Raw genomic sequence first — 20,238 nt, forward strand, 5'->3', positions numbered from 1 at the left:
TCGATATAGGTGGATCAGCCAAAAAATTGTTAACTGACACTCCGCTATCGGGAGCAAGCCCCCTCCCACATCAGCTCGACGAACGCCCTGCACGCGGCGCTGCGGTAGGCGCCCTTGCGGCTCAATAGTGCGGCAGTACGCTGCGGCAGCGGTGGGTCGATGGTCACGGCGTGCAGCCCCGTCTGCGCCTCGGCCAGTGCTTGGGGCAGGACGGTTGCCAGTGACGTGTTGCGGACGATTTCGATGATTGCGCTGATGGAGTTGGCTTCCATGGCGATAAATGGTTTCACACCTTGCCCGCGGCAGTAGTCATCGATATGGCGGCGGGTAGCGAAGCTCGTGTTCAGCAGCACCAGGGGTTGTTCAAGCCAAACGAGTCGGCTCAATTGGGGATGGCTGGCACTGACCACTACGCTCAGTTGTTCGACAAACAGCCCCTCGCACTCAATGTCCGGCCCATGTTCGCCGGTAAATCCGATACCGATATCCAGCAGGTCTTCGCCCAGTGCAGCTTCGATACGGTCCTGGGTCAACTCCTCGACGCTGAGGGTGATGCCCGGGTACAGCGTATTGAATCGCGCCAGCAACGGGCCGATCAGGTAGGCGGTGAAGGTCGGCGTCATGGCCAGGCGCAAATGCCCGCGGCTGAGGTCCTGCACATCGTGTATGGCGCGGCTGCCGGCCTGCAGGTCCTGCAAGGCCAGCCGGGCAAAGCGCACATAGGCTTGCCCCGCATCGGTCAGGCTGATACTGCGCCCGGAGCGGTCGAGCAGCGGCGCGCCGAGGCTTTCTTCCAGCTGTTTGATCTGTTGTGAGAGGGTCGGCTGCGATACATGCAGCGCTTCGGCGGCGCGGGTGAAGTTGCGATGCTCGGCAACGGCGAGCAAGTAACGGATATGACGCAGCAGCATCGACAGCGCTCCAGCTATAGGCATGACTTATAGATAGCATCATAAACCGGTCTTGGACGCTATAGCCGAAAACTTCCATCCTTGCCCCATCAGCGACGCAAGGAGAACCACCATGCAGCATCTCATCGATGGCTTCCGCAAATTTCAACGTGAAGCCTTTTCCCAACGCAGCGACTTGTTCAAGCACCTGGCCACCACACAGAACCCCGGCACCTTGTTCGTGTCCTGCTCCGACAGCCGTGTCGTGCCGGAGCTTCTGACCCAGCAGGAACCCGGCGATCTGTTCGTGATCCGCAATGCCGGCAATATCGTGCCGTCCTACGGCCCCGAGCCGGGTGGTGTGTCGGCCACGGTCGAATATGCGGTGGCGGTACTCGGGGTCAGCGACATTGTGATTTGCGGGCATTCGGACTGCGGCGCCATGACTGCGATTTCCACCTGCAAGTGCCTGGACCATCTGCCGGCCGTGGCCAACTGGTTGCGTCATGCCGAGTCGGCCAAGGTGATCAATGCATCCCGTACGCATGTCTCGGACGCTGCGCGCCTGGATTCATTGGTGCGTGAAAACGTGGTCGCCCAACTGGCTAATCTCAAGACTCACCCCAGCGTTGCGCTGGCCCTGGAACAAGGCCGGATGAACCTGCATGGCTGGGTGTATGACATCGAAACCGGTGGCATCGACGCGCTGGACGGTCGCACCGGACGCTTCGTCTCTCTGCTCGACCATCCAACCACCCGCGCCCACGCTGCCTGAACCTTAACCACCCAAGAGGACATCACCATGTTGCAATCCCAATTCGCCCAAACCCCACGCCTGGCCCTGGCCGATACCGTTATCGACCTCAAGGCACGCAAGAATCTGTCATGGCAGGACCTCACCGATGGCACCGGCCTGAGCCTGGCGTTCGTCACCGCCGCCCTGCTCGGCCAGCACCCACTGCCCAAGGAGGCGGCCGACATCGTGTGCGACAAACTCGGCCTCGATCAGGACGCCAGCCGCCTGCTGCAAAGCGTCCCACTGCGCGGCAGTTTCCCCAGCGGTGTGCCGACCGATCCGACGATGTACCGTTTCTACGAAATGCTGCAGGTCTACGGCTCTACCTTGAAGGCCCTGGTGCATGAGCAATTCGGCGACGGCATCATCAGCGCCATCAACTTCAAGCTGGACATCAAGAAAGTCGAAGACCCGGACGGCGGCTCCCGTGCGGTCATCACCCTGGACGGCAAATACCTGCCCACTAAACCCTTCTGATTTGCCGCCAACCGTCTACGCTCTTGGCACACCAACAAGAACGAGGGACGGTAAATGAAGAGACTGCTCCGATTCACTTGGCTGCTGCTGTTGTGTTGCAGCCAGGTGCATGCCGCCACGGCACAGGAAGCGGATGCCCAAGCCGCCAAGGCCCTGCTGGAAAAGGCCTTGGCGTACTACCACAAGCAAGGTGACAAGGCGTTCGCCGCCTTCAGCCGTCAGGGCGAATTCATCGACCAGGACCGTTATGTGTTTGTGGTCAATACCCAAGGCGTACTGTTGGCCAGTGGCGGGCCCTCCTCCGCACTGATCGGTCGCGACGTGTCCGAGGTACTCGGGCCCGACCTGCAAGCCTCGTTCAAACAAGCCTTGAGCGTGCCGGAAAGCCAGGGTATCCAGCAGGCTGACTATCGCTGGCAGAACTGGAACGACGGCAAGGTCGAACATAAGCATGTGTTTTATCAGCGGGTGGGCGAACGCATCCTGGCGGTCGGTTATTACTTGCCGCGCGCCACGCCAGAACAGGCACGGGCGCTGCGCAACAAGGCGGTGGAAGCGCTGGTCAAGGATGAAACCGGCACGCTCAAGGCGATCAACTCCTTGCAGGGCGGCTTCTTGCAAGATGATCTGTACGTGTTCGTGGTAGACCTGAACACGCGACGCTACGTCGCCCACGGCACCAACCTGCGCCTGATCAACACCGACTTTGCCAAGATCAAGGACCCGGATGGCAAACCGGTGGGTGTGCCGATCCTCAAGATGATGGCCGAGCAGGACCAGGGCGAATACAAATACCGCTGGAAAAACCCGGTGACGGGTAAGGTCGAGAACAAGCACGCTTATGTGCGCAAAAGCGGGCATTTCATGGTTGCGGTGGGATATTACAGCCCCTGACCTGACTTGAAATGCAATCAAACTGTGGGAGCAAGTCGAATCGTCGCGCCGCCCCTCCCACATTTGGTTTCCTACATTCAATTGGACCTAGCGGGCTTTGTCTTCCCGACCACGCAGCACCCGGTTCGGCATCACGATCGCAGCCGCCAACCCCAGCAACGACACTGCCGCACTCACCATCAGCAAATGCCGGAACGTCACCGCCAACTCCCCGCGTAACGCATCCTGCGCCGGGCCGGGTGCGGCGTTGAGGCCGTCAAGCAGCACGTTGCCAGAACTGCCTTCGGCCACCAGTGCGGCGCTCGTCAAATGGGCGAAACTGGAGTCGTGCAACAGCGCCAGCAGCAACGCCGACATGCAAGCCACCCCCACTGCCCCGCCCAGGGAGCGGAACAGGTTGGTGGTGCTGGTGGCCACACCGATATCCCGTTGCTCTACCGAATTCTGCGTACCCACCAGCGAGGTCGGGAACTGCATACCGGCGGCAATGCCGCACAACAGCATGAATACGCTGGTGAGCACCACTGCCTGGGGCGCGCTGTAGGCCATGCCGAGAATCGCCAGCGGGCTCAACACCGCGCCGCTCAGGATCATCGGTTTATAGCGGCCAGTCACCGACGTCATGCGCCCGGCAAAATACGCGCCCATCGGCAAGCCCATCGCCAAGGGCAGCAAGTGCAGGGCCGCGCTGTCGGCACCGGCGCCGGTCACGGTCTGGTAACGCAGGGGCATCAGCACGGTCAGGGAAATCGCCTGGAAGCTGGTGACAAAAATCGTGCACCAACACAACACCGCACTGCGGTTGGCAAACAAGTGCATGGGCAGCAGCGGTTCGCGCGCGCGGCGTTCGTGCCACATAAACACGCTCAACGCCAACAGTGCGCAGGCCAGCAACCCCAGCACTTGATCGTCACGCCACGAATGGCCCTGGCCGATTTCGGTGATACCCAGCAACAAGGCGGTGAGGCCGACGATCATCAGCACCGTGCCGAGGTAATCAATGATCGGCTTGCGCTGTGGCACCGGCAGTCCCACCAACGTGCGATGGGCCACGTACCAGGCGCCTGCGCCCAGCGGCAGGTTGATCAAAAACACCCAGCGCCACGACAGGTACTCGGTCATATAGCCGCCCAGCACCGGCCCCGCCACGCTGGCCACCGCGTACATGCTGCTGAAATACCCCTGATAACGTCCCCGTTCGCGGGGAGGAATAATGTCGCCAATGATTGCCTGGCTCACTGAAATCATCCCGCCGGCACCGATGCCCTGGAGAATCCGCGCCAGCACCAATTGCTCCATGCTTTGCGCCATGCCACAAAACAGCGACGCCAGGGTGAACACGCCCATGCCGATCAGCATCATGGGCCGACGCCCATACAGATCGCCAAGCTTGCCGTAGATCGGCACCGCCACGGTCATCGCCACCATATAGCCGGAAATCACCCAGGCCAGCAGGTTGACGTCATGAAACTGCGCGGAAATGGCCGGCATGGACACCGCCACAATGGTCTGGTCCAGGGCGCCGAGGAAGATCGCCATCATCAGCGCAGCAAGAATACTGCGCACGGCGGGAACGGTTGGGGCGGGCTGATTGAGGTGAGTCACGGCAGAACCTTCGAACAAGGCCCGCAGGACAAGATCGCCCGCGGGAATGCTCAATACGATAGCAGGCTATTCGATAGGCTCATAAGCAAGCCCGACGTAATTTTCTGCAATGGTTTTGCGCCCGGCATCCGAGTGGATGAAATAGTCCAGCTCACTCTCGGCAATGCGCTGGCTGAAGGCGTCCGCCTGGGGAAACTCATGCAGCATCGAGGTCATCCACCAGGAAAACCGCTCGGCTTTCCATACCCGGCGCAGGCAGATAGCCGAGTACTTTTGCAGCAAGTCCAGGCGTCCTTCGCGGTACACCTTGAGCAAGATCCGGAACAACGTGCTCACGTCACTGGCCGCCAGGTTCAACCCCTTGGCGCCGGTGGGCGGGACAATATGCGCGGCATCGCCAAGCAGGAACAGGCGCCCGTACTGCATGGGTTCCACCACGAAGCTGCGCAGCGGCGCGATACTTTTTTCAATCGATGGGCCGGTCACCAACTGCTGCGCCAATGAACCGGGCAAGCGGGTTTTCAGTTCATCCCAGAAACGCTCATCCGACCAATCCTCCACAGCCTCGTCCTGCGGCACTTGCAGGTAATAACGGCTGCGCGTCGGTGAGCGCATGCTGCACAGGGCAAAACCCCGTGGGTGTTTGGCATACACCAGCTCGGCGTGTACCGGCGGCGTATCGGCGAGCACCCCCAGCCAACCGAAGGGATAGACCCGCTCGAATACCTTCAAAGCCTGCGCCGGAATCGACTGGCGGGCGACGCCATGGAAGCCATCGCAACCGGCGATGTAATCGCACTCCAGGCGATAGGCTTGGCCTTGGTGATTGAACGTCAGCCAGGGTCGATCACTTTTCAGATCATGGGGCTGTACGTCGCACGCCTCGTACAGCGTGGTAGCGCCGGCGGCTGCGCGGGCGGCCATCAGGTCGCGGGTGACTTCGGTCTGGCCGTAGATCATCACCGATTGGCCACCGGTCAATGCCTTGAGATCGATTGGGATAAGTTGGTCATTAAGGGCAATGTCAAAACCTGTGTGCACCAACCCTTCAACATCCATGCGTTGGCTCACCCCGGCTTCGCGCAACAGGTCAACCATGCCCTGCTCCAACACTCCGGCACGGATGCGCCCCTGCACGTAATCGGCGCTCTGGCGCTCTAGAACAAGGGTTTGAATACCAGCGTTGTGCAGCAGCTGGCCGAGCAGCAATCCAGACGGACCGGCGCCAATAATGGCGACTTGGGTTTTCAGGGTTTTCATTATTTTTATGGCCTTCACGCTTTACCCGAACGTATCGAGTGAAAGAGTTGTCAGTGGAATTGTGGCTGACATTTTTCACTTGAGCGAACCGCATAAGAAGGTGAAAACTGCGTCAAAGCCTGCGCTTTTCGCCAATCGGGGCGATTACCGAACCATTATCCTGAGTATCGGATTGAAACCATGACCAAAACCGCGATTCCGGTCTTCAAGCTTTACGGGGAAAGCCAGCAGTGGCCGACGCCCGATTTGTTGCACTGCGAAACCATTTCCCGGCGCAGTCGGGAATACCAGTGGGAAATCCAGCCCCACCGGCACGCGGATCTGTGCCAACTGCTGTATGTGCACAAAGGCCAGGCACAACTGGAAATCGAAGGCCAGCGCACCACCCTCAATGAAGCGAGCCTGCAAGTGCTGCCGCCACTGTGCGTGCATGGCTTTCGTTTTTCCGAAGATGTGCAGGGTTATGTGGTGACCCTTTCGGCGCCGCTGGTCAGCCATTTGCAGGCGCAATTGGGCGACACCGTCGATGGCCTGCAAACCCTCGGCAGTTATCCTGCGGGCAAGGACAGCGACTACTTGAACAACCTGTTCGTGCGCTTGCAGGACGAATACGCCGATGATCAACCGGCACGGGACATGATGTTGCATGCCTTGGTCAGCGTGCTGCTGGTGTGGGTCAGCCGCCAGGCGATCCAGCGCCGTCATCCACGCGCCCCACGTGGTCGTGAGTATTTTCGGCGTTTCACCCAACTGGTCGAACAGCATTACCGTGAGCACCCCAAGATTGAAGATTTGGCCCACAAGCTGGGCATCTCGGTCTCACACTTGAACGGGACTTGTCGGGAATTGGGCGGGCAACCGGCGTTGCAGATCATGCATGACCGCCAATTGCTGGAAGCCAAGCGCTTGTTGACCTACACCAGCATGACCATCAATGAGATGTCCGAGGTGCTGGGCTTTTCCGATCCGACCAACTTCTCACGACTGTTTCGCCGCAGGGTCGGGTTTTCACCCAAGGCGTTTCGCGAGCAATTGAAGGCCGAGCAGCCTACCTGAGCGCGCTGAAGCTGCCGGTGCGCGGCACGCATTGGTCCTGATGGCAACTGATGGCGAACGCCGCCGGTTGCATGCGCGTTTGCTCAACGCGATAGGCGGCTGTCCCGTACAACGCAGTCGCCAATGCACAGAGGGTGAAAATCGTCAGGTATTTTCTGGTTTTGATACTCATGGCACAGACCTCTGAACGGATCTACACGGTGCTGTTTAAAGCATAGGTCAGTCAGCGCAAGTTGCCATGATTGGCTGCCATTCAGCGCGTTTATATCGCCTCAGAGGCCGACGTCCCACGCAGGCGCCTCGGGAAACCGCAGCACCAGAAAATCCAGCAGGCTGCGCAGTGCCGAGGGCATGTGCTTGCGCGAGGCGTACACCGCATAGATGTTCATCTGCCGTGGCTCTGCTGCAGGCAGCAAGCGCACCAGTTCACCACTGCGGATCAAGTCACCGGCCTGATAACTGGGGAGCATCGCCACCCCTGCCCCGGCCAGGGTTATACGCAATAACGTGCTGGCCTCGTTGGCGGTGATATTGCCGTGCACCGGCACCGACACGTGTTCGCCCTGCTCTTCGAAATGCCACAGGCTCTTGCCGAAATAGGAGTGGGTCAGGCAGTTGTGCCGGGCCAGGTCTTCGACTTTCTGCGGCGCCGGATGCTCACACAGATAGGCCGGTGTGGCACACACCACCGAGCGGCACACGGTCAAGCGCCGGGCGATCAGGTTCGGGTCCAGGTCATTGCTGGTGCGGATCGCCAGGTCGATGCGCTCATCCACCAGGTTCACCGTGCGGTCGAGCATCTGCAAGTCCACCGTCACCAGCGGGTAGCGCTTGACGTACTCGGCAATGGCCGCGCCCAACTGCGCCTGGCCGAACGAGGTACTGACGCTCAGGCGCAACAAGCCCCGGGGCGTATCATCGGGCTCGCTGACGGCGGCCTGCATATCAGCGCACAGCTCCAGCAATTGCCGGCAGCGCGGCAGGGTTTCGCTCCCGGCAGCAGTGAGGCTGAGCTTGCGCGTGGTGCGGTGCAGCAGGCGCGCGCCGACCCAATCCTCCAGTTCAGCCAGGTAACGCGAGACCACCGGGCGCGACAGGTCCAGATGATCGGCGGCGGCAGACTGGCTGCCCAAGTCCACCACGGTGACAAACACGCGCATTGCTTGAAGACGATCCATGATCTGCCCGATTTCAGAAACAAACTATGTCCAAGCATCGCATTTTTTGTGGTGTTTTATGCAACTAAGCTCTACCCACCCCTTACCAATGGCAGGAGCTGCCCGATGTTCTCGACCTTCAAACGCTTGACCCTGGCCACTGCCGCCCTGGCGTTCGCCGCCCACGCGGCAGCCGCTGAGCTGAAACTGGACGTGTACAACCCAGGCGAAGCGGCGATCTTCCCCGTCAGCTCGGTGCTGGTCAGCGGTGCCAAAGACGCGATCCTGGTGGACGCCCAATTCGGCAAAGGCCAGGCCGAACAACTGGTGCAGAAAATCCGCGCCAGCGGCAAGCACCTGACCACCATCTACATCAGCCATGGCGACCCGGACTACTACTTCGGCCTCGACACCCTGACCGCCGCGTTCCCCGACGCCAAGGTGCTGGCGCCACAACCGGTGGTCGACCATATCAACGCCACCGTCGCCGGCAAGCTGGCATTCTGGGGCCCGAAAATGGGCGCCGACAAACCGACCAAAACGATCGTGCCGCAAGTGTTGCAAGGCCACAGCCTGACCCTTGAAGGGCAACAGCTTGAAGTGGTCGGCCTGGACGGTCCGCAGCCGGATCGCAGCTTTGTGTGGATCCCGTCGATCAAGGCTGTAGTCGGTGGCGTGGTTGTCGCCGAAAACATTCACCTGTGGATGGCTGACACTCAGGGCGCGCAATCTCATAAAGACTGGTTGAGCACCCTTGAGCGTATTGAAGGCTTGAAGCCAAAAACAGTGATCCCTGGTCACTACCTGGGCACCCCATCGCTGGCCTCGGTGAAATTCACCGCCGACTACATCCAGGCCTTCGACATCGAAACCGCCAAGGCCAAGGATTCCGCCGCCCTGATTGCGGCCATGAAACAGCGTTACCCCACCCTCGCCGACGAAAGCTCGCTGGAATTGAGCGCCAAAGTCGCCAAGGGCGAAATGAAGTGGTGATCGGCTTTAAACCCTAACCCTGATGGAGAACGTCATGAGCAAAATCGCAATCATTGGTGCCACCGGCCGTGCCGGTAGCCAACTGCTGGAAGAAGCCCTGCGCCGCGGGCATACCGTCACCGCCATCGCTCGCAACACCGACAAGCTGGGCGTACGCCCAGGCGTCACGGTCAAGCAGGTGGATGCCCTGGACGCCGATGCCCTGCAACACGCTATCAGCGGCAGCGATGTGGTGATCAGCGCCGCGCACTTTGCCACCTTGCCCGCCAGCGCCGTGATCGGCCCGGTGAAAAAGGCCGGGGTCAAACGCCTGCTGGTGGTGGGTGGTGCAGGCTCGTTGCTGCTACCGGACGGCAGTCGCGTCATCGATAGCCCGGGTTTCCCTGCGGAGTACAAGGCCGAAGCCAGTGCCGGGGCTGATTTCCTGAAAACGCTGCGCCAGGAAACGGAATTGGATTGGACGTTCCTCTCGCCATCGGCGCTGTTCGACGGGACCGAGCGCACCGGCAAATTCCGCCTGGGCCAGGATGACCTGTTGGTGAGCAGTGACGGTAACAGCTCGATCAGCTTTGCCGACTACGCCATCGCCATGATCGACGAGGTTGAAACACCCAAGCACTCGCGTAAGCGCTTCACCGTTGGCTACTGACACCACGCGGTAAAAATGTGGGAGGGGGCAAACCCCTCCTACATTTGTGCCTGGCTGGTCAGCCAATCCATCAGGGCCAACAACCCGGCAGAAGGCACTGTCTGCGGCGGATACACCAGGAAGTAGCCCATGCCTGTCGGCACCCGCAGTTCAAACGGCATCACCAGGCGCCCCGCCTTCAGGTCCTCGCCAATCAGCGCACGATCACCGATCGCCACGCCCGAGCCTTGTGCCGCCACCGTCATCGCCAGGTCCAGCGTTTCGAAATGATGCCCCTGGCTCAGACTGCTCAGGCGCGTACCCGCCGCTTTTAACCACAATGCCCAATCCCGCTGATCCCGCGTGGGGTGCAGCAGCACCTGGTGTTGCAGATCCGCTGGCGTGTGCAAGTTGTCCAGCAAGGCCGGCGCACAGACCGGTGTGAGTTGTTCATCGAACAAATGCCGAGCCTGCTCGGACTGCTCGGCGATGGGCGCATAGATCACCGCCGCATCAAATGGCTCGCGACGAAAATCCACGGTGTAGGCCACGGTGGTGGTCAGTTCCACCGGTACATCCGGGCGCTCCCTTTGCCATTGCAGCACGCGTGGCAGTAGCCAGCGCATCACACAGGTGGACGCCTTGAGCTGCAAAACCTCGCGGCGACTGCCGATTTGCTCCACGGCCTCACCGATCACGCCGAACACCTGCTGCACCCGCAGCGCCCACTCGCGACCTTCCTCGGTCAGGCTCAAGCCCCGCGCCTGGCGCACAAACAACCCATAGCCCAAATGCCGTTCCAACCCCGCGATCTGGCGGCTCACCGCCCCCTGGGTGATGTGCAGTTGCTCGGCGGCGCGGGTGAAGTTGCAGCATTGGGCCGTGACCCAGAAGGTGTGCAATGCGGGTAACGGTGGAAGGCGTTTCATTAGGGCGCAGCCATGACGTGAGGACATGGCGAGTATGACTTTTTATCGATTGTTGCCGCTACCGGCCAGCCGGTCCAATAGCGCCTTCAATCCATAACAAGAGCGACCGGCATGGCAACCTGCGGCGAAGTATTGGTCCACCTCCTGAAAGGCTACGGTGTCGATCATGTGTTCGGCATCCCCGGTGTGCATACCGTGGAGCTGTACCGTGGTTTGGCGCGCTCCGGCATCCGTCACGTCACCCCGCGCCACGAACAGGGCGCCGGGTTTATGGCCGACGGCTACGCGCGCACCTGCGGCAAGCCTGGTGTGTGTTTCATCATTACCGGCCCGGGCATGACCAATATCACCACGGCCATGGGCCAGGCCTATGCCGATTCGATCCCGATGCTGGTGATTTCCAGTGTGCAGGCGCGCAGCCAGTTGGGCGGCGGGCGTGGCAAGTTGCATGAGTTGCCGAATCAGAGCGCACTGGTGGCCGGCGTGGCGGCGTTTTCCCATACCTTGATGTCGGCCCACGAGTTGCCCGGCGTGCTGGCACGGGCGTTTGCACTGTTTCAGGCCGGGCGGCCGCGCCCGGTGCATATCGAGATTCCGTTGGATGTGCTGGTGGAGAATGCCGACGCTCTGCTGGGCAGCCAGCCGGTCAGCGTGGCCCGCGCCGGAGCGGCACCGGCGGCGATCGAGCACATGAGCCGCTTGCTCGCCACCGCCCAACGCCCGCTGATTCTGGCCGGTGGCGGCGCCATCGATGCGGCGCCCGAGTTGACCCGCCTGGCCGAAACCCTCGGCGCGCCCGTGGCCCTGACCATCAATGCCAAAGGCCTGCTGCCTGCCGCACACTCGTTGTTGATCGGCTCGACCCAGACCCTGGCGGCCACCCGCGCCCTGGTCGCCGAGGCCGATGTGGTACTGGCCATCGGCACGGAACTGGCGGAAACCGATTACGACGTGACCTTCGCTGGCGGCTTCAAGATTCCCGGTACGTTGCTGCGCATTGATATCGACCCGGATCAGACCGTACGCAACTACCCACCCGAGGTGGCTCTGGTGGCCGACGCGAAAATCGCCGCCCGGGCGCTGCTCACCGAACTGGACCGCCAGTCACTGGCGCCGCGCAATACCGATTGGGGCGCAGTTCGCGTCGCACGTTTGTGGGCCGAGCTGGAGCCCACTTGGGACGCTGCCACCCGTGCACACACGCGGCTTCTCAACACCGTCCTGGAAGCACTGCCCGGCGCCGTGCTGGTGGGCGACTCCACCCAACCGGTGTACAGCGCCAACCTGACCCTGAACCTCGACCGACCACGTCACTGGTTCAATTCATCCACCGGCTACGGCACCCTGGGCTATGCCCTGCCCGCCGCCATCGGCGCCTGGCTGGCGCGCGGCGATGAACAACCGGTGGTGTGCCTGATCGGCGACGGTGGCCTGCAATTCACCCTGCCGGAACTGGCCAGCGCCGTGGAAGCCCGCACAACGGTGATCGTGCTGTTGTGGAATAACCAGGGCTATGAGGAGATCAAGAAATACATGCTCAATCGGGCCATCGAGCCTGTGGGTGTAGACATTTACACCCCGGACTTTATTGGCGTGGCCAAGGCCCTGGGCTGCGCGGCAGAGAGCATCGAAGGCATCGAGCATCTGCGCTCGGCACTGCGCGCCGCAGCTGATCGCCAGGGGCCGACGCTGATTGAAATCGACCAAGGGCGGTGGGAGTCGACCAAGCCTGGAACTCGCTCTATGTGACTCTGGTTTTCCCCTGTGAGAGGGGCGATCTGTCAGTTATCCGCAATTTTTAGATAGCCCCAGCGACTTTCTGATTTGCCCCACTTGCCCCTGCATGGCCTGATTCGCCCTTGTTCGAACAAGGCAGGCCCATGGAAAACGTTCACGCAAAACCCACCACCGCCGTATGGCTGATGATCAGCGTGGTGCTGGTCGCCCTTAACCTGCGACCGTCGATGGCGGCTGTGGGGCCGTTGTTATCGTCGATTCGCGTGGATGTGCCGTTGAGTTTCAGCAGCGCCGCGTTACTGACCATGTTGCCGGTCATGGCCATGGGCCTGGCGATGTTTGTTGGCATGGGCCTGGCCAAGCGCCTGGGCGAACATCGCAGCATTATGCTGTCGCTGCTGGTGATTGGGCTGGCGACCTTATCGCGGCTGTTGCTGGATTCGGCGCTGGAGCTGATCGTCAGCGCGATTGCCGCAGGGGTCGGCATCGCGCTGATTCAGGCGTTGATGCCGACGCTGATCAAGTCGCGATTCAGCGCTGACGTTTCGCTGTTCATGGGCCTGTATGTGACTGCGATCATGGGCGGCGCTGCGCTGGCGGCATCACTCTCACCCTTGGTGCAAGTGCGCACCGGCAGTTGGCGCATCGGCCTGGCGATCTGGGCGGTACTGGCGCTGTTGGCGCTGGTGTTCTGGTATGCCCAGCGTTCGGCTCTGCCACCCTTGCCTCAAGCAGAATCGAGCATTCGGGAATCATTTTTCAGCAATCGCCGCGCCTGGTTGCTGGCGATCTTTTTTGGCCTGGGCACGGCGTCCTATACCTGTGTATTGGCGTGGCTGGCGCCGTACTACGTCGAACAGGGCTGGAGCGAGCAGAATGCCGGCTTGCTGCTGGGCTTGCTGACCGCCATGGAGGTGATCTCCGGCCTGGTCACTCCGGCCATCGCCAACCGACGCCAGGATAAACGCGGCGTGATCGCGGTGCTGCTGGTGCTGATCATCCTCGGGTTCTGCGGCCTGATCCTCAGCCCGCAACACTGGAGCCTGCTATGGCCTTGCCTGCTCGGCCTGGGTATCGGCGGGTTGTTTCCCATGAGCCTGATTGTGTCCCTCGACCATCTCGACAACCCACGGCGCGCCGGTAGCCTTACCGCATTTGTACAGGGCATCGGTTACCTGATTGCCGGCGTGTCGCCCTTGATTGCCGGAGTGATCCGCGATCAATTGGGCAGCTTTGAAGGAGCCTGGTGGTCGCTGACCGCGGTGACTGTGGTGATGCTGCTGATGGTCCTGCGCTTCAACCCCCGGCATTACGTACGACATATCCGCTGACGTCGTATTACAAACAGTATTTGTCCCACACGAAACATTGACGAGTCCTACAGAGCTTTCTATTGGTACGAGCGTTCCGTTAACATTTTGCCCAGTCTTGTACTGAGTTCGGTACAAAGGGTTTACGGACGAAACCGATGCTAAACAGTAACTCGCTCAGAAAGCTCGATATGCAGGATTTGATGGTGTTTATCGCCGTCTACGACCAGAGCAGCGTTACTGATGTGTCCGAAACGCTGTTCGTCAGCCAGTCCACGGTGAGCTACAGCCTGAAGAAGTTGCGCACCAGCTTTGAGGATGAGCTGTTTATCAACACACGGGCCGGTATGCGTCCGACGTACAAGGCCACCACCATGTACGGGCATGTGCAGAAGATCCTGGAAAGCATCAACCTGTGTCACGCCGGTGGCCAGGCCTTTGACCCGACCCAACAGGCGGTGACCTTCAATGTGTGCGCCCCGGAATACTTCGAGCAACTGATCCTGCCACGGCTGTTGAAGCACTTCGACCATGCCGACCTGCCGGTGATCGTCAATGTGCAGAAGCTGGAAACCGACATTCCCGTCGATGACCTGCGTGAAGGCCGCCTCGACCTGGTGATCTGCTTCGGCCCACACTTTCATCGCACCCATAAAGACTTCAAGACCCAGATGCTGCTGGAGGATGACCTGGTTTGCGTGTTCGACCAGCGCTCGGCGCCCAGGGAGCCGGCGTTCAGCCTGCAATCTTTCGTCGAGCGGCGTCACATATTCCCCACGCCATGGTCCTCCGACACCAACATGATCGACGGCTGGCTCGCACGTCAGGCGCGCAAGCGCCAGGTGATCGCGCGGGCCAATAGCTACAGCGCAGCGTTGAAGATGATTACCGGCACCGACTTCATCGTCACCCTGCCGCGTCGCGTGCAAAAGTTGCTGGCGCCGGCACCGGGGTTCGGTGTGTGCGAAGCACCCAACGGTTTGCCGGGGTTCACCCTGGATATGCACTGGAAGGAAACCAATGGGCAAGACAGCGCCAATAGCTGGTTTCGTGAGCAAGTGGTGAGGGTGTGTGAGGAACAGCTGCAAGCGGCAAGTTGAAGGCGCCAAGCAGTCTCTACAGTTGCTTTTAGCTTGGAGCCGGGAGCTTGTCACTCATGAACGCCTCCAGTCGCGAACGCATCCAGCGCTCCGCCGGGTCGGTGTCGACGTGGCTGAGCCAGACCATCGACAAATCCAGGGTCGGGGTCTGGAAGGGAAACGGCTCGCAGTACAAATTGCCGCCGGCGGCCATGGCTTGGGCAGTGTAATCCGGCAGGCTGGCGATCATGTCGGTGCCGGCGAGCAACGCCGGCAGCGAACTGTATTGCGGCACCGACAGCACTACATGGCGCTTGCGGCCCACCTCCGCCAGCCACTCATCGGCAAACCCGGCCACGTTGGCAGTGTGGGACACCAGCACATGGGGCCGTGCGCAATATTCATCGAGGGTCAGCGGCGTGTCCGAGGCATCGGCGCGCAGCAGGCAGGGGCGGATATGCCGCAACAGCTTGCGCTTGGCATTTGCCGGCAGGCCGCGGGTCTGGGTGATGCCGACGGTGATATCGCCCGACGCCAGCAAGTCGGGAATACGCCAGTAATCCACGTGCTGCACCACGAACACCACCTGCGGCGCCTCCTGGCGCAAGGCACGCAGCAACGGTGGCAGCAGGCCGAACTCGACGTCATCGGACAGGCCGATGCGAAAGGTCATGGTACTGATGGACGGATCAAAGTCATGGGTCAGGCTCAGGGCCGATGACAAGGAATCCAGGGCCGGCGACAGGTGCTGGATGATTTCCTCGGCACGGGCCGTGGGCTCCATGCGATGGCCGACACGAATGAACAACGGGTCGTTGAACAGGGTGCGCAGGCGGTTGAGGGCCGAACTGATGGTGGGCTGGCCGAGAAACAGCTTCTCCGCCACCCGCGTCACATTGCGCTCAAGCATCAACGCTTCGAAGACCACCATCAGGTTGATGTCGGCCTTGCGTAGTTCATTGCGATTCATCGGCGCCCGCCCCTTTCCCCAAGACAAGCCGCAGTTTAGAAAGGCCACGGGGCTGCGTCTATGTGCGCGCTGTTCATCAGGCGGTTTGGAGACGATAAATCAGCGCTTGAAGGTTATGTAAGCCTCACAAAACAACTGTGGGAACGGCCTATCCCACTCCCACAGTTGGATTGTATTGGACTTGAAGTCAGGGTTTCAGCGGGCGCTCCTGGTCCCGTTCGGAAAGCTCCGTGCCGTCGTCGGGGTGCTTCCAGGTTTGCGGTTTTTCTTCCTCTGGCTGCCGCCGATGATGATCACGTTCTGGCTCATTGTGCTGCTGGTGTTCGTTGCCCATAGCCACCTCCCATCCGTAAGAATTGGACACAAGCTCAAGCATAGAACAGGTCTGAAAAATCGGATGGCCGTTTTGACTGATAGCCAAAACACATCAATGCATCCATATTTGTCACTTATCATTTCTAAATGTGTCAGCCACTATCCCCAGTCTTAAGCGAAACAAGCACTTTAAAAAGAACGCTGGAGACACAAAATCATGACTAGCCCTTCCCGGCCCGCCCCTGCCAGCTCGAAAGTAGGCGCTGTACTGCGCGTTACTTCGGGCAACTTCCTTGAACAGTTCGACTTCTTTCTGTTCGGGTTCTACGCGACCTATATCGCCGCCGCGTTCTTCCCGGCCGCTAATGAGTTTGCGTCATTAATGATGACCTTCGCCGTGTTCGGCGCGGGCTTCCTGATGCGACCACTGGGTGCAATCATTCTGGGTGCCTATATCGATGACGTGGGCCGTCGCAAAGGTTTGATCGTGACCTTGTCGATCATGGCCAGCGGCACGCTGTTGATCGTGCTGGTGCCCAGTTATCACACCATTGGCCTATGGGCGCCGCTGCTGGTGCTGCTGGGCCGCCTGCTGCAAGGCTTCTCGGCCGGTGCGGAATTGGGCGGCGTCTCGGTTTACCTGTCTGAAATGGCTACGCCGGGCCGCAAAGGGTTCTACACCAGCTGGCAGTCGGGCAGCCAGCAGATCTCCATCGTGGTCGCCGCCGCGCTGGGTTATGGCTTGAACGTGTGGATGGAACCGGCAGTGGTGGCCGATTGGGGCTGGCGTATTCCATTTGCCGTAGGTTGCGTGATCATTCCGTTTATCTTTGTGCTGCGTCGCAACCTGCAGGAAACCGAAGAGTTTGCCAACCGCAAGCATCGCCCGACCATGCGTGAAGTGATGGCGACCCTGGTGAAGAACTGGACCGTAGTCATCGGCGGCATGTTGATGGTGGCCATGACCACCACCGCGTTCTACCTGATCACTGTGTACGCACCGACCTTCGGCAAGACCGTACTGCAACTGAGCACTTCCGATGCCCTGCTGGTGACCTTGCTGGTGGCGGTGTCGAACTTTTTCTGGCTGCCGATCGGCGGCATCCTCAGTGATCGCTTCGGCCGCAAACCGGTACTGATCGCCATGACCGTGCTGACTGTTCTTACTGCTTATCCAGCGCTGTCCTACGTGGTCAACGCGCCAAGCTTTGCGCACATGCTGGAAACCCTGTTGTGGTTCTCCTTCCTCTACGGCCTGTACAACGGCGCAATGATCCCGGCGCTGACCGAAATCATGCCGGTGGAAGTGCGCGTGGCGGGTTTCTCCCTGGCTTACAGCCTGGCGACTGCAGTCTTCGGTGGCTTCACGCCGGCGATTTCCACCTGGTTCATCCACATCACTGAAGACAAGGCATCTCCCGCCTATTGGATGATGTTCGCCGCACTGTGTGCGCTGTGTTCAACCCTGGCGTTGTATCGCCACGCCAATACCCGTGGCCAAGTCATGCAGGAGGCGGTGCAATGAAGCCTTTGTTCAAATCCCTCACTGCCGTCGTCCTCGGCGCCCTGGCGCTGACGGCCCAGGCCGAAGAGCTCAAGGTGATGACCTCTGGTGGCTTCACCGCCGCCTATAAACTGCTTGGCCCGCAATACGCCACGCAAAGCGGTGACACCCTCGACACCATTCTCGGCCCGTCCATGGGCAAGGCGCCGGAAGCGATTCCCAACCGCCTGGCCCGCGGCGAGCACGCCGACGTGGTGATCATGGTCGGCTACGCCCTGGATGAGCTGATCAAGCAAGGCAAGGTCGACCCCGCGTCCCGCGTGGAACTGGCCGATTCGCGCATTGGCCTGGTGGTGAAGGAAGGCGCGCAAAAACCTGCGATCAATACCGACGCCGAACTCAAGGCCGTGCTGAGCAAAGCCAAATCCGTGGCGTATTCGGACAGCGCCAGCGGTGTGTACGTCGAGAAAGAGTTGTTCAAGAAACTCGGTATGCCGGCCAAAGGCACCATGATCGAACGCGTGCCGGTGGGCGAGCAGGTGGCCAAGGGTGACTACGAAGTGGGCTTGCAACAGGTGGCTGAATTGTTGCCGGTCAAGGGTGTGACGTTTGTCGGCAAGATCCCGGAAAACGTGCAATCGGTGACACGCTTTGCGGCGGGCATTCCGGTCAACGCCGAACACCCGGACGAAGCCAAGGCGCTGCTGGAGTTCATGGCCTCGCCCGAAGCTCAACCGGCGGTGCAATCCACCGGCCTGGACTCGGTGTCACGCTGACCGAAACGGCATCTCCCGCACCAATCGCTCCAACTCCAGCGCCGCAGGCGGCAGTGTCCGCCCGCGGCGCTTGATCAAGCCCACATTGCGCATCACCTGCGGCTCTACCAGCGGCACACTCACCAGAATCGGGTGCTCGCACGCCGGCATCGCAATCGACGGCACCATCGCCACGCCCAGCCCCGCCTCCACCAGCCCGATCATGGTGGTCACGTGATGGGTCTCGCAGATACTCGGCTTTTTCACCCGCACGCCACGCAGCGCCTGGTCGAGCAGGAAGCGGTTGCCCGAGGTTTTGTCCACGCTGATGTAGTCGTGTTCATAGGCCTCGGTCCAGGTCACGCTCTCACGCGTGGCCAACGGATGGTCACGCCGACAGGCAAGCACATAACGCTCCTGCAGCAACAGCTCGAACTCGACCTCGTCGGCCAGGCTACCGCTGAAGCTCACGCCGAAATCCGCTTCACCGCTTGCCACCGCATTGCTCACCTCACCAGCACTGGCATCGAGCACCCGCAGGCGAATCTTCGGATACAGCTTGTGGAATTCGGAGATCACGTGGGGCATGAAGTAATACGCGGTAGACGGCACACAGGCGATGGTGACGTTGCCCATGCGTGTGGACGCGACGTTGCTGATGCCCATCAAGGCGATGTCAAGATCGTCGAGCATTCGCTCCACCTGGGGCAAGAAGGCGCGACCGACCATGGTCAGACTGACCCGCCGTGTGGTGCGTTCGAACAGCTTTACATCCAGGGCGGATTCAAGCTTCTCGATGCGTCGGCTGAGGGCCGGCTGCGAGATACGGATGGCCTCGGCGGCGCCACGGAAACTGCCCTTGTCTACCACGGCGCGGAAGGCTTGGAGGTCGTTGAGGTCGAAATTGATGATCACGGGAGGCGGGCCAAAGTGGTCGGGGTGACGAGCATTATCGTATGGGAGCCGATGGGATGCCATGCGAGCCGGGGCGGCTTTATCGAGATAATCCTGTTACAGATATCAAGTCATACATTTCAGCAGCTTATCGGCCACCTGCGGCCACGCGATCGCCAAAACGGGTCAATACTTGCGGCCTGACCTACACAACTGGAGACGCGACACCCCATGCAAACCTACCCCTTCTGGATGGACGACGAGACGCCGGATATCGGCATTGATCAGTTGCTTCTTGCATCGCGCCAATGGTCAAGTAGGATTGAATCCTACTCACTTCTGGCGGACATCCCAATGCGCTCAACCCAGCAAATGAGCATCACCTTGCCCCTTGAAATGGCGGCCCTGGTCAAAGCCAAGGTGGCTGCAGGCGAATATGCCAGCGAAAGCGAAGTGATTCGCGACGGATTGCGGGTGCTGCTGGCACGTGACCGTGCCATGGAAGACTGGCTGAGGGACGAAGTCATCCCGGCAGCGACCGCTCTTGAGGCACAGCCTGAGCTCGGGTTATCTGCAGAACAGGTTCGCGAGCATATGGCAGCCAGGCGTCAACGCAAAGGCATCGGGAACGCGTGAGCTACTCGGTGGTTTTTTCGCCTGAAGTCCTGACGCAACTCAATGCCCTTGAGGATTACATCTGCGATGCCGGCTCCCCCTTGGTAGCGACGCGCTTTATCGACAATCTCGTCAGCTACTGTGAAAACCTCGCCCTGTTCCCCTTGCGTGGCACGCGCCGTGACGACCTGCTTACAGGCTTGCGCATCACGCACTATCGTCGCAGCACCATCATCGCGTTCAGGGTGAGGCCTGATTGCGAAACGGTGTCGATAGTGGGGGTATTTTATGGCGGGCAAAACTACGCGGCGCTGTTCCAGGGTGAGGGGAACGACTGCTCATTGATTGACGAAAAGCCTGCTGAAAACTGATCG

The 20,238-nt window shown here is 60.5% G+C and carries 22 protein-coding genes; 13 read left to right on the forward strand and 9 right to left on the reverse strand.

All coding sequences use genetic code 11. The features are described from left to right. Positions 1 to 44: 44 nt before the first annotated feature. Positions 45 to 911: a transcriptional regulator CynR gene (gene cynR, locus E4P01_RS16035; RefSeq protein WP_148852362.1), complete on the reverse strand. Its 867-nt coding sequence runs from the start codon at positions 909 to 911 to the stop codon at positions 45 to 47. A gap of 112 nt (positions 912 to 1,023) precedes the next feature. Here cynR and E4P01_RS16040 point away from each other — a divergent pair, with 112 nt between their 5' ends. From E4P01_RS16040 to E4P01_RS16050, 3 genes are read left to right on the forward strand one after another with little or no spacing between them, the layout of a single operon-like run. After that, positions 1,024 to 1,665 carry a carbonic anhydrase gene (locus E4P01_RS16040; RefSeq protein WP_005786082.1) on the forward strand — a complete coding sequence of 214 codons (642 nt, stop codon included), beginning with the start codon at positions 1,024 to 1,026 and terminating at the stop codon, positions 1,663 to 1,665. A gap of 27 nt (positions 1,666 to 1,692) precedes the next feature. Then, positions 1,693 to 2,163 carry a cyanase gene (cynS, locus tag E4P01_RS16045; protein ID WP_005786081.1) on the forward strand — a complete coding sequence of 157 codons (471 nt, stop codon included), beginning with the start codon at positions 1,693 to 1,695 and terminating at the stop codon, positions 2,161 to 2,163. A gap of 54 nt (positions 2,164 to 2,217) precedes the next feature. Further along, positions 2,218 to 3,057, forward strand: a complete 840-nt coding sequence (locus E4P01_RS16050) for a cache domain-containing protein (protein WP_148852364.1) — start codon at positions 2,218 to 2,220, stop codon at positions 3,055 to 3,057. Between the two features lie 87 nt (positions 3,058 to 3,144). Here the strand turns inward: E4P01_RS16050 and E4P01_RS16055 are convergent, their stop codons facing one another. Then, positions 3,145 to 4,662 (reverse strand): MDR family MFS transporter, encoded by a 1,518-nt coding sequence (locus E4P01_RS16055; protein ID WP_216090895.1) that lies wholly within the window; start codon positions 4,660 to 4,662, stop codon positions 3,145 to 3,147. Between the two features lie 66 nt (positions 4,663 to 4,728). After that, entirely contained in the window at positions 4,729 to 5,922 is a 1,194-nt protein-coding gene (gene pobA / locus E4P01_RS16060; RefSeq protein WP_216090894.1) for a 4-hydroxybenzoate 3-monooxygenase, read from the reverse strand. 180 nt (positions 5,923 to 6,102) lie between these two features. Between pobA and E4P01_RS16065 the strand changes: the two genes are divergently transcribed. After that, positions 6,103 to 6,978, forward strand: a complete 876-nt coding sequence (locus E4P01_RS16065; RefSeq protein ID WP_005786075.1) for a helix-turn-helix domain-containing protein — start codon at positions 6,103 to 6,105, stop codon at positions 6,976 to 6,978. On the opposite strand, the gene E4P01_RS16070 is transcribed toward E4P01_RS16065, so the two are convergent. Together E4P01_RS16070 and E4P01_RS16075 are read right to left on the reverse strand one after the other, a co-directional pair. Beyond that, positions 6,971 to 7,150, reverse strand: coding sequence for a hypothetical protein (locus E4P01_RS16070; RefSeq protein WP_003189580.1), 180 nt, complete (start codon positions 7,148 to 7,150; stop codon positions 6,971 to 6,973). The two genes, E4P01_RS16065 and E4P01_RS16070, sit on opposite strands and share 8 nt — an antisense overlap. A gap of 100 nt (positions 7,151 to 7,250) precedes the next feature. After that, positions 7,251 to 8,156 carry a LysR family transcriptional regulator gene (locus tag E4P01_RS16075; protein ID WP_216090893.1) on the reverse strand — a complete coding sequence of 302 codons (906 nt, stop codon included), beginning with the start codon at positions 8,154 to 8,156 and terminating at the stop codon, positions 7,251 to 7,253. Positions 8,157 to 8,261: 105 nt separating this feature from the next. On the opposite strand from E4P01_RS16075, the gene E4P01_RS16080 reads away from it, so the two are divergent. Both E4P01_RS16080 and E4P01_RS16085 read left to right on the forward strand, forming a co-directional pair. Further along, on the forward strand, positions 8,262 to 9,128 hold the full coding sequence (locus E4P01_RS16080; RefSeq protein WP_216090892.1) for an MBL fold metallo-hydrolase: 867 nt from the start codon (positions 8,262 to 8,264) through the stop codon (positions 9,126 to 9,128). 34 nt (positions 9,129 to 9,162) lie between these two features. Further along, complete coding sequence (locus E4P01_RS16085) at positions 9,163 to 9,777, forward strand: NAD(P)-dependent oxidoreductase (protein ID WP_216090891.1); 615 nt, start codon at positions 9,163 to 9,165, stop codon at positions 9,775 to 9,777. 38 nt (positions 9,778 to 9,815) lie between these two features. Here E4P01_RS16085 and E4P01_RS16090 read toward each other — a convergent pair whose 3' ends face one another. Continuing rightward, complete coding sequence (locus E4P01_RS16090; protein ID WP_032877251.1) at positions 9,816 to 10,685, reverse strand: LysR substrate-binding domain-containing protein; 870 nt, start codon at positions 10,683 to 10,685, stop codon at positions 9,816 to 9,818. Between the two features lie 111 nt (positions 10,686 to 10,796). Here E4P01_RS16090 and E4P01_RS16095 point away from each other — a divergent pair, with 111 nt between their 5' ends. The 3 genes from E4P01_RS16095 (at position 10,797) to E4P01_RS16105 (ending at position 14,832) form a co-directional block, all read left to right on the forward strand. After that, positions 10,797 to 12,434: a 5-guanidino-2-oxopentanoate decarboxylase gene (locus E4P01_RS16095; RefSeq protein ID WP_216090890.1), complete on the forward strand. Its 1,638-nt coding sequence runs from the start codon at positions 10,797 to 10,799 to the stop codon at positions 12,432 to 12,434. 131 nt (positions 12,435 to 12,565) lie between these two features. After that, positions 12,566 to 13,753, forward strand: a complete 1,188-nt coding sequence (locus tag E4P01_RS16100) for a cyanate transporter (protein WP_103733519.1) — start codon at positions 12,566 to 12,568, stop codon at positions 13,751 to 13,753. Between the two features lie 137 nt (positions 13,754 to 13,890). Further along, on the forward strand, positions 13,891 to 14,832 hold the full coding sequence (locus E4P01_RS16105; RefSeq protein ID WP_032877254.1) for a LysR family transcriptional regulator: 942 nt from the start codon (positions 13,891 to 13,893) through the stop codon (positions 14,830 to 14,832). Between the two features lie 28 nt (positions 14,833 to 14,860). Here the strand turns inward: E4P01_RS16105 and E4P01_RS16110 are convergent, their stop codons facing one another. Together E4P01_RS16110 and E4P01_RS16115 are read right to left on the reverse strand one after the other, a co-directional pair. Next, positions 14,861 to 15,781 (reverse strand): LysR substrate-binding domain-containing protein, encoded by a 921-nt coding sequence (locus E4P01_RS16110; RefSeq protein WP_032877255.1) that lies wholly within the window; start codon positions 15,779 to 15,781, stop codon positions 14,861 to 14,863. 187 nt (positions 15,782 to 15,968) lie between these two features. Continuing rightward, complete coding sequence (locus E4P01_RS16115; protein WP_164699504.1) at positions 15,969 to 16,115, reverse strand: hypothetical protein; 147 nt, start codon at positions 16,113 to 16,115, stop codon at positions 15,969 to 15,971. Between the two features lie 198 nt (positions 16,116 to 16,313). Here E4P01_RS16115 and E4P01_RS16120 point away from each other — a divergent pair, with 198 nt between their 5' ends. Both E4P01_RS16120 and E4P01_RS16125 read left to right on the forward strand, forming a co-directional pair. Next, positions 16,314 to 17,621: an MFS transporter gene (locus E4P01_RS16120; protein WP_032877256.1), complete on the forward strand. Its 1,308-nt coding sequence runs from the start codon at positions 16,314 to 16,316 to the stop codon at positions 17,619 to 17,621. Beyond that, a complete protein-coding gene (locus tag E4P01_RS16125) occupies positions 17,618 to 18,376 on the forward strand; it encodes a substrate-binding domain-containing protein (protein WP_216090889.1) in 759 nt (252 codons plus the stop codon). The genes E4P01_RS16120 and E4P01_RS16125 overlap by 4 nt, the downstream gene beginning before the upstream one ends. Here the strand turns inward: E4P01_RS16125 and E4P01_RS16130 are convergent. Continuing rightward, positions 18,368 to 19,270, reverse strand: a complete 903-nt coding sequence (locus tag E4P01_RS16130; protein WP_057701145.1) for a LysR family transcriptional regulator — start codon at positions 19,268 to 19,270, stop codon at positions 18,368 to 18,370. The two genes, E4P01_RS16125 and E4P01_RS16130, sit on opposite strands and share 9 nt — an antisense overlap. A gap of 210 nt (positions 19,271 to 19,480) precedes the next feature. Between E4P01_RS16130 and E4P01_RS16135 the strand changes: the two genes are divergently transcribed. Both E4P01_RS16135 and E4P01_RS16140 read left to right on the forward strand, forming a co-directional pair. Then, positions 19,481 to 19,885: a type II toxin-antitoxin system ParD family antitoxin gene (locus E4P01_RS16135; RefSeq protein ID WP_216090888.1), complete on the forward strand. Its 405-nt coding sequence runs from the start codon at positions 19,481 to 19,483 to the stop codon at positions 19,883 to 19,885. After that, positions 19,882 to 20,235, forward strand: a complete 354-nt coding sequence (locus tag E4P01_RS16140) for a type II toxin-antitoxin system RelE/ParE family toxin (protein ID WP_216090887.1) — start codon at positions 19,882 to 19,884, stop codon at positions 20,233 to 20,235. Before E4P01_RS16135 ends, E4P01_RS16140 begins: the two co-directional genes overlap by 4 nt. Positions 20,236 to 20,238: the final 3 nt, after the last annotated feature.

This window comes from Pseudomonas sp. NCIMB 10586, from assembly GCF_023127895.1.
GTDB classification, from domain to species: domain Bacteria; phylum Pseudomonadota; class Gammaproteobacteria; order Pseudomonadales; family Pseudomonadaceae; genus Aquipseudomonas; species Aquipseudomonas synxantha_A.